10 protein-coding genes and 1 riboswitch are annotated in these 12,516 nt (G+C 69.4%); of the genes, 7 read left to right on the top strand and 3 right to left on the bottom strand.

Annotated features, from left to right (window positions below; all coding sequences use genetic code 11):
* Positions 1-29: 29 nt before the first annotated feature.
* Together HDA44_RS10780 and HDA44_RS10775 are read left to right on the top strand one after the other, a co-directional pair.
* The gene (locus tag HDA44_RS10780; RefSeq protein WP_184833430.1) at positions 30-875 is read left to right on the top strand and encodes an SDR family oxidoreductase; all 846 of its coding nucleotides are present in this window, start codon (positions 30-32) and stop codon (positions 873-875) included.
* A gap of 237 nt (positions 876-1,112) precedes the next feature.
* Complete coding sequence (locus tag HDA44_RS10775; RefSeq protein WP_184833428.1) at positions 1,113-2,138, top strand: TerC family protein; 1,026 nt, start codon at positions 1,113-1,115, stop codon at positions 2,136-2,138.
* Between the two features lie 117 nt (positions 2,139-2,255).
* On the opposite strand, the gene HDA44_RS10770 is transcribed toward HDA44_RS10775, so the two are convergent.
* Genes HDA44_RS10770 through HDA44_RS10760 form a run of 3 tightly spaced genes read right to left on the bottom strand, consistent with a single transcriptional unit; the run spans position 2,256 to position 5,007 of the window.
* The gene (locus tag HDA44_RS10770; protein WP_184833426.1) at positions 2,256-3,122 is read right to left on the bottom strand and encodes a C40 family peptidase; all 867 of its coding nucleotides are present in this window, start codon (positions 3,120-3,122) and stop codon (positions 2,256-2,258) included.
* Positions 3,119-4,183, bottom strand: coding sequence for a dipeptide epimerase (locus HDA44_RS38475; protein WP_184833424.1), 1,065 nt, complete (start codon positions 4,181-4,183; stop codon positions 3,119-3,121). Before HDA44_RS38475 ends, HDA44_RS10770 begins: the two co-directional genes overlap by 4 nt.
* On the bottom strand, positions 4,180-5,007 hold the full coding sequence (locus tag HDA44_RS10760) for a serine hydrolase (RefSeq protein WP_184833422.1): 828 nt from the start codon (positions 5,005-5,007) through the stop codon (positions 4,180-4,182). Before HDA44_RS10760 ends, HDA44_RS38475 begins: the two co-directional genes overlap by 4 nt.
* Positions 5,008-5,067: 60 nt before the next feature.
* Here HDA44_RS10760 and HDA44_RS10755 point away from each other — a divergent pair, with 60 nt between their 5' ends.
* From HDA44_RS10755 to surE, 5 genes are all read left to right on the top strand, one after another.
* Positions 5,068-6,063, top strand: a complete 996-nt coding sequence (locus tag HDA44_RS10755; RefSeq protein WP_337905828.1) for a cobalamin biosynthesis protein — start codon at positions 5,068-5,070, stop codon at positions 6,061-6,063.
* A complete protein-coding gene (locus tag HDA44_RS10750; RefSeq protein ID WP_184833420.1) occupies positions 6,054-6,734 on the top strand; it encodes a phosphoglycerate mutase family protein in 681 nt (226 codons plus the stop codon). Before HDA44_RS10755 ends, HDA44_RS10750 begins: the two co-directional genes overlap by 10 nt.
* A complete protein-coding gene (locus tag HDA44_RS10745) occupies positions 6,725-7,693 on the top strand; it encodes a DUF3500 domain-containing protein (RefSeq protein WP_184833418.1) in 969 nt (322 codons plus the stop codon). Before HDA44_RS10750 ends, HDA44_RS10745 begins: the two co-directional genes overlap by 10 nt.
* 47 nt (positions 7,694-7,740) lie before the next feature.
* A riboswitch (cobalamin riboswitch) is annotated at positions 7,741-7,881 on the top strand.
* A 32-nt stretch (positions 7,882-7,913) separates the two neighbouring features.
* Complete coding sequence (gene cobN / locus HDA44_RS10740) at positions 7,914-11,630, top strand: cobaltochelatase subunit CobN (RefSeq protein ID WP_184833416.1); 3,717 nt, start codon at positions 7,914-7,916, stop codon at positions 11,628-11,630.
* Positions 11,631-11,642: 12 nt separating this feature from the next.
* Positions 11,643-12,410 carry a 5'/3'-nucleotidase SurE gene (gene surE, locus HDA44_RS10735; RefSeq protein WP_184833414.1) on the top strand — a complete coding sequence of 256 codons (768 nt, stop codon included), beginning with the start codon at positions 11,643-11,645 and terminating at the stop codon, positions 12,408-12,410.
* Positions 12,411-12,516 lie beyond the last annotated feature (106 nt).

Raw genomic sequence — 12,516 nt, 5'->3', positions numbered from 1 at the left:
ACTGTCAAAGCGTGAGGAGTTCGCTGTTCATGACCATCCTCGTCATCGGAGCTCGCGGCGCGGTCGGGCGGCAGGTCGTCGCCGGCCTGCGCGCCGCAGGCCGGCCGGTACGTGCCTCCGTTCGCGATCTGGCCAAAGCCGACTTCGGCCCCGGCATCGAGGTCGTACAAGCTGATCTGACTCTCCCGGAGACGTTGCCCGCTGCACTCGACGGTGTCAGCCAGGTCTTCCTGTACGCCGAGCCCAGCGGCGCGGCCGACTTCGGGAAGGCCGCGTCGGCGGCGGGTGTCGAGCGGGTGGTGCTGCTGTCGTCGGGCAGCGTTCTGGTGCCCTGGGCAACGTCGAACCGGATCACCGCGGAACACCGGCTGACCGAGGAGTTGCTGTCCGCGAATGGTCCGGAACTGGTGCCGATCCGCCCGCTTGCGCTCGCCAACAACGCCCGGAGCTGGGCGTGGTCGATCAGGTCCGAACGGATCGTCAGGCTCGTTCACCCCGAGTCCGTCTCGGCGCCGATCCATGAGCGCGACATCGCGGAGGTCGCGGTCGCGGCACTCTCCGGCGCTGATCCCCGGGCCGTGTCCGCGCTGCTGACCGGCGGCGAGCCGCTGACCTTGCGTACGCAGGTCGGGCTGATCGCCGCGGCCATCGGTGCCCCGATCGCCGTCGAGGAAATCGACGAGACCCGCGCCCACGAGATGTTCGGGATGGGTGGGACGGTCGAGACGGAGCTGATGGAGGCGGTTCTGCACTTCGTGCGGCGAGGGACCGAGCCAGGCGGTTGGTACCGGACCGACACGGCCGAGCACCTTCTCGGCCGCCCGCCGCTCCAGTTCAGCGCCTGGGCCCAGGACCACGCGGCTGACTTCACGTAATCAATCGGGGACCGATTGTGATGGGGGTATCACGCGGTTGTGATGAGGACGGCGGAGTGTGGATTTGGAGTTGTGGACATTCAGCCGTCAGAATGGGGGTACGGAAGGGGAGTATTCCCTCGCGGTGGCATCGTCATCACGGTCGGTTGCCCGACCCGGTGCGCCGGTCTCACGGTTACTTGGAGTGAGATGGAAGAGACCTTCGGAGTGGATTTCGTCTGAGCTCCGGAGGATTCTGTGCACGTTGCTGACTACGTTTGGTACATCACCGTCGGGCTGTTGCTCGCGCTGCTGGCCTTCGACGTCTTCGTTATCGGCCGTCGGCCCCATGAGCCGACCACGCGGGAGTCGGCCACCGCGATCGCGTTCTACGTCGGGCTGGCCGTGGTGTTCGGCCTCGGCGTCTGGTGGTTCTCCGGCGGCGAGTACGCCGGGCAGTTCTTCGCCGGCTGGCTGACCGAGTACAGCTTGAGCGTGGACAACCTGTTCATCTTCCTGATCATCATGAGCAGGTTCGGGGTGCCACGGAAGTACCAGCAGACCGCGCTGCTGGTCGGGATCATCCTGGCGCTGGTGTTCCGCGGCGTCTTCATCGCGGTCGGCGCGGCCGCGATCAACGAGTTCTCCTGGATCTTCTACATCTTCGGCGCGTTCCTGGTCTACACCGCGGTGCACATGGCCAAGGAAGGCATGAACGACGACGACGACTTCAAAGAGAACGCGATGATCCGGTTCGCGAAGAAGCGGCTGAACGCGACCGACGAGTACAACGGCGTCAAGCTGACGGTCAAGCAGAACGGCAAGCGGCTGGTCACCCCGATGGCGCTGGTCATCATCGCGCTCGGTACGACGGACCTGCTGTTCGCGCTCGACTCGATCCCGGCGATCTACGGCCTGACGCAGGAGCCGTTCCTGGTCTTCACCGCGAACGTGTTCGCGCTGATGGGCCTGCGCCAGCTGTACTTCCTGCTCGGTGACCTGCTGCGGCGCCTGGTCTACCTGTCGCTCGGCCTGTCGGTGATCCTCGTGTTCATCGGCGTGAAGCTGGTCCTGCACGCCATGCACGTGAACGAGTTGCCGTTCATCAACGGCGGTCACCACATCGACTGGGCGCCGGAGATCCCGATCTGGTTCTCGCTCGGCTTCATCGTGGTCACGCTCGCCGTCACCACCGTGCTGAGCCTGCTGAAGTCCCGCTCGATGCGGGCTGCCGAGGCCAAGCAGGCGCAGGAGCAGCCGGAGCTGCACCCGAAGGAGTCCTGACCCCCGGCCGCTGAGACCCCCAACCCGCTGAGACCTGCAACCCGCAGGTCTCAGCGGCAAGAAGGGGCAAGAAGGGGAAGGAAGGGGCAGGAAGCGGCAGGAAGCGGCAGGAAGTGGTCAGAAGCGGGCGGCGGCGACGAGGGTCGCGCGCCGCTCGTCGGTGAGCGGCCCGTTCTCCAGCCGCTTCCCGGTCTCGGACGCGTGCAGCATGCCCGCCGCCGACACGAACCCCACGTGGTGGATCGGCTTCCCATCACGAGCAAAGAAGTACAGGTCACCCGGCCGAGCCTCATCCAGCGGAATGTTCGGCAGTGCCGCCGCCTGATCATGCGCGTCCCGCGGCGTACGCAGACCGAGCACCCGGCCAACCGTGTGAATCAGCCCGGAGCAGTCCAGCCCGTACGCGCACGTGCCGCCCCACAGGTACTCCAGCCCCAGGAACAACTCACCGAGCCGCAGCCGATCGTCCGCACCAGACGGCTCGATCACGGCGCGCAGTGCGTCGTCGGCCAGCCACCCGGACCCACCGTCGGGCGTCGCCACCCGCGTGTACCCGTCAGCGTGCTCGATCGACGCCAGCACAGTCGCGAAGGACAACTCAGCCACCTCGCGACCGTCCGGCTCAGCCAGCAAGGACGCGCTTGGTACGTCGATCGCGACCGGATCTGCAGCGCTCTCCGGCAACTCACCGAGGTGACTCGACGGCACCCACCCCGGGTACCCGAGCTCGTCCTGGGACGACGGCTGCCACGGTGCGGTGATCTCCGACCAGCCGTCGCGTTCCGACCGGACCAGGACCGGCTCGGCGAACAGCAGTTGGGTCAGCGTACGTCCGTGCAGGCCGAGGCGGGTCTCGGTGTCCATCAACTTTGCCCAGGCCGCCACGTCGGGTTGCGCGGCGGTGGCCGGCGCGTCGATGTCACGGGGAGCGTCGGGGGAGGTCCAGACCGTGCTGACCGGGACCTTCGTGGCAGCTAACTTCATGCGGCCAAGCCTGTCACGCCCAGTCCGGGAGCAGAAGGCAGGTGGATCAGTGACCCTTCGTACCGGATCCCGCCGGTCACCGCCGGCTCGCGCAGCCACCAGGCGGCGTCCAGGTCGTTGACGGCCGTCGTCGGGTACGCGGACACCAGCGCGGCGGCCGCGCCGACGCCGACGTGGCCCTCCATCATGCAGCCGACGATCGCGCCGACACCGTGCGCGCGGGCGAGTTCGAGCAGCGTACGGGCGGGTGCGAGGCCACCGCACTTCGCCAGTTTCACGTTCACCAGGTCGGCCGCGCCGCGCCGGATCACGTTCACCAGGTCGCGGACGCCGAACACGGACTCGTCGGCGAGGATCGGCGTGCCGACCCGGTCGGTGACCCACGCCATCCCGTCCAGATCGGCCGCGGCGACCGGCTGCTCGACCAGCTCGATCGCGCACCCCGCGTCCTCGAGCGCGCGGATCACGGTGACCGCGTCGCGGCGCGTCCAGCCCTGGTTGGCGTCCAGCCGCAGCCTGGGCCCGGTCCCGACCGCTGCCCGGACCTGCTTCACCCGCTCGATGTCGCCGGCCGCGTCCGTACCGACCTTGATCTTGAGTACGTCGAACCCGTCCGCGACCCGGTCCCGCGCCGCCTGAGCCAGCGCCGACGGGTCGCCGACCGACAACGTCATGTCCGTACGGACCACGTCGACGCTCGACCCGAGGAAACCGTGCAAGGTCTGACCGTGCCGGCGCGCCGCGAGGTCGTGCAGCGCGACGTCGACCGCGTCCTTCGCAGCGAAGTTGCCGACGGCCGCGCCCTGTACGCGGCGCAGCGCCTCGGTCAGATCATCTGGCCCGAGCCCTTCCAGCGCGGTCGCGATCGGGCCTTCGATGCAGGCCTGTGAACCGGCGAGTGAGTCGCCGGTCACCTTCCAGACCTGCGGCGCCTCGCCCCAGCCGCTCTGGTCGCCGTCGCTGAGCTCGACCAGCAGGGACTCGGCGTGGGTCGCCGTCCGCAGTGCCGTGACGAACGGCGTGTGCAGCGGCGCCGAGACGAGGTGGGTGGTGAGTTTCACTGCACGGCCTCCAGGTCGTGCCGGTGGTTCCACGCCTCCAGAGCGATGGACGCGATCAGCTTCTGTGCTTCGGGGTCCGGCAGGTCGGACGTCGTGCACACCACCAGGACGAACGGGTCGGCGTCGGCCGGGCGGACGATACCGCCGTCGTGCCGGATTCGGGTGTCCCAGCCGTTCTTGTGTTCGACGCGGGTGCCGGGCGGCAGTAGCGCGGGGATCTCGCCGTTCCACTGGTTGCCGGCCAGCAGGTCGCGCAGGTACGCACCGGACGGGCCAGCCTGGTTGCCAACCGCAACGAGCACGCCGGCCAGCCCGGCCGGACTCATCAGGTTGCTGATCCCGGCTGCCCGCGCCGGCATGTCGTCGATGCCGCGCTCGATCTTCGAGGCGGGGGAGGACGAAGTCGGCAGCGTGGCCTCGGCCAGCGCGGCATGCGCCGCGGGAACGCCGACCTGCTCGAGTACGAGGTCGGTGGCGAGGTTGCTGGACCGGGTGATCATCTCGGTGGCCAGCCAGGTCAGCGGTACGGGCGTGCCCATCGCGTCCCAGGTCGCGGGCGCCTCGTCCTCGTCCGGGTTCACTCCGAACCGGCCGCTGCCCGCGGACGCGAAGTCGTTGTGTACGGTCACCGGCTGCTCCAGCGCCAGTTCACCGGCTTCGACCTTGCGCATCATCGCCATCGCCACCGGCAGCTTCATCGTGCTCGCCGAGTAGTGCGGCCGCTCCGCCTCGTACTCGAACACCGGCGTGCCGTCCAGGCGGCCCAGCCAGACGCCGAATTCCCCGCTCCCGTCGACCTGCTTCAGCAGCTCCGCGATTCCCATGCCGGTTACCCAATCACAGGCTGGTCCAATCACAGAGAGCCACCTGGCAGACTGCTGAGGGTGCGCCTGACGAATCCCCGCCGGCGACGCGGCCCGTCGCGCCGTACCTGGGCCGGTCCTGGCGTGTCCCGCGCGCTCGGCCTCGCGTTCGGCTTCGCCGCCGACCGCGTGCTCGGCGATCCACAGCGGTTCCATCCGGTGGCGGGCTTCGGCCAGGCGGCGGCGCGGTTGGAGCGGCCGTTGTACGCCGACTCGCGCGCGAGCGGTGCCGCGTACACGACGCTCCTTGTCGGTGCTACGGCCGCGGCTGGTCTGTTGGCCGAGCGGGCCACGCGGAGACACCCGGTACTGCACACGGCCGTCACGGCTGCGGCGACCTGGACGGTGCTGGGCGCCCGGAGTCTTGAGCGTGAGGCGGAGGCTATGGCCGGGCTGCTGGAGGAGAAGGACATTCCGGCGGCGCGGGATCGGCTGAGTCACCTGTGTGCGCGGGACGCCAGTGCGCTGGAGGCGGACGAGCTAGCGCGGGCGACGGTGGAGTCGGTCGCGGAGAACACGTCCGATGCGTGTGTAGCGCCGCTGTTGTGGGGCGGCGCGCTCGGCGTACCCGGGTTGCTGGCGTACCGCGCGGTGAACACGCTGGACGCGATGGTCGGCTACCGGTCGCCCAAGTACGTGAACTTCGGCTGGGCGTCGGCGCGGCTGGATGATGTGGTGAATCTCGTACCGGCTCGGGTATGCGCGGCGTTGACCGGTGTCGCGGCCGGTCAGGCGCGGGAGAGCGTACGGGTGTGGCGGCGCGACGCGGGCAAGCACCCGAGCCCGAACGCCGGCCCGGTCGAGGCGGCGTACGCGGGTGCGCTCGGCCTGACCCTCGGTGGCACGAACAGCTACGGGACGTACGCGGAGAATCGCGGCACGCTCGGTGACGGACCGACGCCGACGGTCGCGGACGTACGCCGAACCGCCACGCTGGCCCGCCGGGTCGGTGTGGCGGCTGCTGTACTCGCGGCTGTGGTTGGCGTATGCAATGGAAGGGGGCGGGGATGGGGTTGAGCCGACGGCCGCTGCGGATCGTGCTGTTGCGGCACGGTGAGTCAGAGGCGAACCTGGACAAGTCGGTGTTCGAGCGGGTGCCCGACCACGCGATCCCGCTCACCGCACACGGCCACGAGCAGGCGGCGCGGACCGGCAAGCAGTTGCGTGAGCTGTTCGAGAACGAGCCGGTCCGCGTGTACGTGTCGCCGTACCTCCGGGCACTGCAGACACTCGAGTCGCTCGGACTGAACGACCTGATCGGGCTGGCGCGCGAGGAACCCAGGCTGCGCGAGCAGGACTGGGCGAACTTCCAGGACACCGCTGACATCGAGCGGCAACGGCAGCTGCGCGACGAGTTCGGGCACTTCTTCTACCGGTTCACGCATGGTGAATCCGGCGCGGACGTGTACGACCGGGTGTCGACGTTCCTGGAGACGATGCACCGCGACTTCGACAGCCCGGACGCGCCGCGGAACGTGCTGCTGGTGTCACACGGGCTGACCATGCGGCTGTTCTGTACGCGCTGGTTCCACTGGTCGGTCCGGTTCTTCGAGTCGCTGCGGAACCCGGACAACGCGGAAACACGCGTGCTGCTGCGGCAACCCGATTTCCGGTACAAGCTGGACCGGCCGTTCGAGCAGTGGACACCCTACGAGCCAACGGAGCGGGAGCGATCAGCATGGTTGTAGCGCAGACGCGGGACACGGTGCTCGAGCTGCTGGCGAGTCTGACCCCGGCGCAGACGGAGAAGATCCGTGCGCCGTTCGACACGCCGGACCATCAGCAGTGGACGTACCTACCGGGTTCGGTTCCCGGTCTGGCGCTGACGGAGCTGACACCGGTGCAGCAGCAGCTGGTGGAGCGGTTGGTCGCGACCGATTGCAGTGCACGAGGTGCGGCGGACGTGTGGGCCGTACTGGACGCGGAGGTGGTCGTACGCGGTCTGCCTGAGCTTCCGGAGTCGGGGGAGTGGGAGGGGTCGATCGTCGGCGATCGGTACTTCCTGCGCGTGCTGGGCGACCCGAACGGTACTGAGCCGTGGGCGTGGCGGTTGAACGGTCACCACCTGGCACTGCATGTCACCGTGGTGGAAGGTGCGGTCGCATTCACACCGCAGTTCTTCGGGTCGAACCCGGCGGAGGTGCGTACCGGTCCGAAGGCTGGGCGGCGGTTCCTGGCTGGTGAACAGGACCTCGGCTTCCAGTTACTGCATTCGTTGGAGCCGGGTCAGCTGGAGCTCGCTGTGGTTTCACCCGACGCACCGGATGACATCCTCACCCGCCACGATCCGGTGGCCGATCCGTCCCTGCTGCACCGCGGTCTGTCGTACGGCGACATGTCCGCCGACCAGCGCCAGCTCTTCAGCCTGCTGATCGGCCAGTACGTCGGCCGCGCCGCCGGACCGATCGGCCTGCAGACCTGGCACGACATCACCGACCACGGCATCGAACAGCTGACGTTCGCCTGGGCCGGCCAAACCACCCCCGGCCCCGGCCACCGCCACTACTACTCGATCGCCGGCCCCACCTTCCTGGCCGAATACGACAACACCCAGGACAACGCCAACCACATCCACTCAGTCTGGCGAGACATACGCAACGACTGGGCCACCGACCTCCTAGCAGCCCACTACACAATGCACCGCTAGACCCCCTCTCCTCCTCGCTCTTCCTTCCCGAACCGTCGGGGAGTGCGAGGTGTCGTGGAAGAGCCGGTAGAGTCCGGGGTGTAAGCGATGGCATCAGCAGGAACCCGGTGTGAGTCCGGGGCGGTCCCGCCACTGTGAGCTCCGTGTTGGAGTGAGTCAGGAACTGCCGCCGTCGTACCTGGAATCGGGGCGTGGACACCCCGGAAAGGAACGGTCGCTCATGCCTGTCGCCGCGGAGCTGTTGCTGCTCTCGACTGCTGACACCGATCTGCTCGCGGCCGCTCAGGCTGATGCCGGGTGGAAGGTCGCCAACCCGTCCCGCCTGGAACTGGGCGCACTGGACGCACTCCTCGCCGACGCCGCGGTGGTCGTGGTACGGCTGCTCGGCGGTCGACGCGCCTGGGAAGACGGGCTGGACGCGGTACTCGCAGCCGGGAAACCTGCCGTCGTCGTCAGCGGTGAGGCGGCGCCCGACGCCGAGCTGATGTCGCTGTCGACAGTCCCGGCCGGTGCGGTCACCGAGGCACTCGCCTACCTGAGGGAGGGCGGCGCGGACAACCTCCGAAACCTGGCCGGCTTCCTGCGCGACACCCTCCTGCTCACCGGCGACGCATTCGACCCGCCGCACGCACTCCCGGCGTACGGCGTCCGCGGCACGTACACACCGGACGACCGCCCAGTCGTCGGCATCGTGTACTACCGCGCCCACGAGATCTCCGGCAACACCGCCTTCGTCGACGCCCTCGCCGCGGCGGTCGAGGAGGCAGGCGCGCAACCACTGCCGGTGTACTGCGGAACGCTCCGCGGGCTCGACCCGACCAGCGCCGACAACACCGGCCTGTTCGACCTGCTCAGGAAATGCGATGTCCTGGTCACGACGTTGCTCGCGGCCGGCGGATCGGTCGCCGCCGACGCCAGCGCGGGTGGCGCGGATGACGCCTGGGACGCGGGCGCGCTCGCCGCGCTCGACATCCCGCTGATCCAGGGACTCGCGCTGACCTCGACCCGCGAGCAATGGGTGGACAGCGACGCGGCGGTGAGCCCGCTGGACGCGGCCACTCAGGTCGCGATCCCGGAGTTCGACGGCCGGCTGATCACGATCCCGTTCTCGTTCAAGGCGTACGACCAGGACGGCCTGGCCCGGTACGCGCCGGACCTCGAGCGCTGTACGCGGCTGGCCGGGATCGCGGTCGCGCACGCGCGGTTGCGGCACATCCCTGCCGCCGAGAAGCGGATCGCGCTGGTCCTGTCGTCGTACCCGACGAAGCACGCGCGGATCGGGAACGCGGTCGGCCTGGACACCCCGGCGTCCGCGGTCGTCCTGCTCGGACAGTTGGAAGCAGCCGGGTACGACCTCGGCGGACTCGACCTGAGCGAGCTGCAGGGCGCGGACGGCGCCGACGGGCTGATCCACCGGCTGATCGCCGCGGGCGGGCACGACGTCGACTGGCTGACCGACGAGCAGTTGGCCGATGCGGTCGCGAAGATCCCGCTGTCCACGTACGCGACCTGGTTCGGCCGCGTGCCCGATTCGTTGCGTACGGCAATGACCGACGCGTGGGGCGAGGCGCCCGGCGAGCTGTACGTCGACACCTCCGGCGACGAACCCGCGATCGCACTTGCCGCGCTGCGGTTCGGGAACGTCGTCCTGATGATCCAGCCGCCGCGTGGTTTCGGCGAGAACCCGGTGGCGATCTACCACGACCCGGACATGGCGCCGTCACACCATTACCTCGCCGCGTACCGCTGGCTGGAGGCATCGCCGACGGACGGCGGTTTCGGCGCGCAGGCCGTCGTACACCTCGGGAAGCACGGCACGCTGGAGTGGCTGCCGGGCAAGGGCATCGGGCTGGCGGCCGGCTGCGCGCCGGACGCGGTGCTCGGCAACCTGCCGATGGTGTACCCGTTCATCGTCAACGATCCCGGCGAAGGTACGCAGGCGAAGCGCCGCGCGCACGCGACCGTCGTGGATCATCTCGTCCCGCCGATGGCGCGGGCGGAGACGTACGGCGACATGGCGAAGCTGGAGTACCTGCTCGACGAGTACGCGACCGTGTCCGCGCTGGATCCGGAGAAGGTACCGACGCTGCGGGCGCAGATCTGGACGCTGATCCAGGCGGCGCAACTGCATCACGACCTGCACACGGACGAGAAGCCGGAGGACGACGACTTCGACGAGTTCGTGCTGCACCTGGACGGGTACCTGTGCGAGATCAAGGACGTGCAGATCCGGGACGGGTTGCATGTACTCGGTGGTGCGCCGGCGGGCGAGGCGCGGGTCAACCTGGTGCTCGCCGTACTGCGGGCGAAGCAGCTCTGGGGTGGTTCGTACTCGATCCCCGGCCTGCGGACCGCGCTGGGTGCGACGTTCGGCGTGGACGAGGCGGCGCTGCTCGCGGACCCCGGGCGGGCCGTTCCGGAGCTGGCCGGGCTTGCGACGCTTGCCGACCTTCCCGCGGTCAGTGGCGCGGACGGCGTCGACCTGCTGGAGTCCCTGGCGCGGAAGCTCGTGGTCGGGATGGAGACGCTCGGCTGGGACGCGTCGAAGGTCCCGGTCGTCGTCGGCGAGGTGCTCGGTCAGGAGTCCGCGGGTGTCGAGTCGTCGCTCACCTTCGCCGCGACCGAGGTCGTGCCGCGGCTGGCGCGAACCGGCGACGAGGTGGCGAACGTACTCCGTGCCCTCGACGGCCGATTCGTCGAGGCCGGGCCGTCGGGATCGCCGACGCGCGGCCTGGTGAACGTACTGCCGACCGGCCGCAACTTCTACGCCGTCGACCCGAAGGCGATCCCGAGCCGGAACGCGTGGGACGTCGGCGTCGCGCTCGCTGACTCGCTGCTCGCCCGGCACCGCGCCGAGACGGGCGAGTGGCCGCGCTCGGTCGGCCTGACCGTCTGGGGTACGTCGGCGATGCGCACCCAGGGCGACGACCTGGCCGAGGTGCTCTGGCTGCTCGGCTGCCGCCCGGTGTGGGACGAGGCGTCGCGCCGCGTGACCGGCTTCGAGGTGGTCGATCGGGACGAACTCGGCCGGCCGCGGATCGACGTCACGATCCGGATCTCGGGCTTCTTCCGGGACGCGTTCCCGCACGTGGTCGCGCTGCTCGACGAGGCGGTCCGTACGGTCGCCGCGCTGGATGAACTTGCCGAGGACAACTATCTGCGCGCGCACGTCGACGCCGACGTTGCCGAGGGCAATGGTATACGTTCGGCGACGGCCCGGGTGTTCGGATCGAAACCCGGCTCGTACGGCGCCGGGCTGTTGCCGTTGGTGGACGCGCGAAACTGGCGCACCGACGCGGAACTCGCCGAGGTGTACGCGGTGTGGGGCGGCTACGCGTACGGCAAGGGCCTCGACGGCGCGGAAGCACGTGGCTCGATGGAACGCGCGTATGCCCGGATCCAGGTCGCGGCGAAGAACGCCGACACCCGCGAGCACGACATCATGGACTCCGACGACTACTTCCAGTACCACGGCGGCATGATCGCGATGGTGCGGCACCTGACCGGCGCCAACCCGAAGGCGTACGTCGGCGACTCGGCCGTACCCGCGCAGGTGAAGACGCGGACGCTGGACGAGGAGGCGAAGCGGGTCTTCCGGGCCCGGGTGGTGAACCCGCGCTGGATGGCGGCGATGCGGCGGCACGGGTACAAGGGTGCGTTCGAGATGGCCGCGACCGTCGACTACCTGTTCGGGTACGACGCGACCGCGGGCGTGGTCGACGACTGGATGTACGAGACGCTGACCACCGAGTACGTCGCGAACCCGGAGATGGCCGAATTCTTCCGGAAGTCGAACCCGTGGGCCCGGCACGGGATCGCCGAACGGCTGCTCGAGGCGGCCCAGCGCGGTCTGTGGGCGGAGCCGTCCGACGAGGCGCTGGAGACGCTGCGCGGCGCCGTCCTTGAGACGGAGGGTGACATCGAAGACCGGGGCTGATTGGGTGGAGCCATGCCGCCAGAGCAGCTCCGGGTCCTGATCACCAACGACGACGGTTACCTCGCGCCGGGAATCCGGGCGCTCGCGCCGGTGATCGCCGGGCTCGGGTACGAGGTGCTGGTGGTCGCGCCGCTGAACGACGAGAGCGGGGTCGGATCTGCCCGCGCCGGCATGCTCGACCGGCCGATCCGGAGCGAGTCCGACCAGGAGAACGGTGTTACGTACACCGGGATCGACGGGACGCCGGCGCTCGCGGTGACCTTGGCCACGGTCGGTGCGTTCGGGCGGACGCCGGATCTGGTGCTGTCCGGGATCAACCGGGGCGCCAACATCGGCGTGCCGATCTTCCACTCCGGAACCGTCGCGGCCGCGCTCACCGCCGCCGGTCAGAACACGTCGGCGGTCGCGGTCAGCATCGACTCCGAGGACCCGGACCACTGGGTGACCGCGGCGACCGTCGCCGGCGAGGCGCTCGGCTGGATCGCGCCCGAACCTGTCGGCACCGTCCTGACGATCAACGTCCCCGACCGCCCGCTGAATCAGCTCGCCGGCGTCCGGCACGCGACCCTGGCCCCGATCAACCGATCCCGCGTCATCGGCACGACCGCTCCCACCGGCGACCCGATGATCGAACTGGAACCCGCCCGCCCAAATCCGCTCCCCGGCACCGACGAGGCCCTCCTGAACGCCGGCTTCGTCACCGTCACCCCGATCCTCGGCATCCGCGAAATCCAAGACGACACCGCCGCAACCACCCTCGACAAACACCTAACCCGCTAACCCGCACCCAACACCACCACCTGGCAGCCCTCACCCGGTTACGCCTGACTGCTGATCGGTACCGGCGGGCGGGTAGTGGTTGGTGGTGGGCTGGGCGGTTGCGCCC

The sequence above is a fragment of the Kribbella solani genome (assembly GCF_014205295.1).
In the GTDB taxonomy this organism is placed as follows: Bacteria; Actinomycetota; Actinomycetes; order Propionibacteriales; family Kribbellaceae; genus Kribbella; species Kribbella solani.
The sequence above is the reverse complement of the archived record's forward strand: the minus strand, read 5'-3'. Positions and strand labels throughout refer to the sequence as shown.

Coding starts and splice junctions, on each gene's coding strand:
- HDA44_RS10750 (WP_184833420.1), top strand. CDS start 6,054: ATGGGGTTGAGCCGACGGCCGCTGCGGATCGTGCTGTTGCGGCACGGT.
- HDA44_RS10770 (WP_184833426.1), bottom strand. CDS start 3,122: ATGAAGTTAGCTGCCACGAAGGTCCCGGTCAGCACGGTCTGGACCTCC.
- cobN (WP_184833416.1), top strand. CDS start 7,914: ATGCCTGTCGCCGCGGAGCTGTTGCTGCTCTCGACTGCTGACACCGAT.
- surE (WP_184833414.1), top strand. CDS start 11,643: ATGCCGCCAGAGCAGCTCCGGGTCCTGATCACCAACGACGACGGTTAC.
- HDA44_RS10760 (WP_184833422.1), bottom strand. CDS start 5,007: ATGGGAATCGCGGAGCTGCTGAAGCAGGTCGACGGGAGCGGGGAATTC.
- HDA44_RS10780 (WP_184833430.1), top strand. CDS start 30: ATGACCATCCTCGTCATCGGAGCTCGCGGCGCGGTCGGGCGGCAGGTC.
- HDA44_RS10745 (WP_184833418.1), top strand. CDS start 6,725: ATGGTTGTAGCGCAGACGCGGGACACGGTGCTCGAGCTGCTGGCGAGT.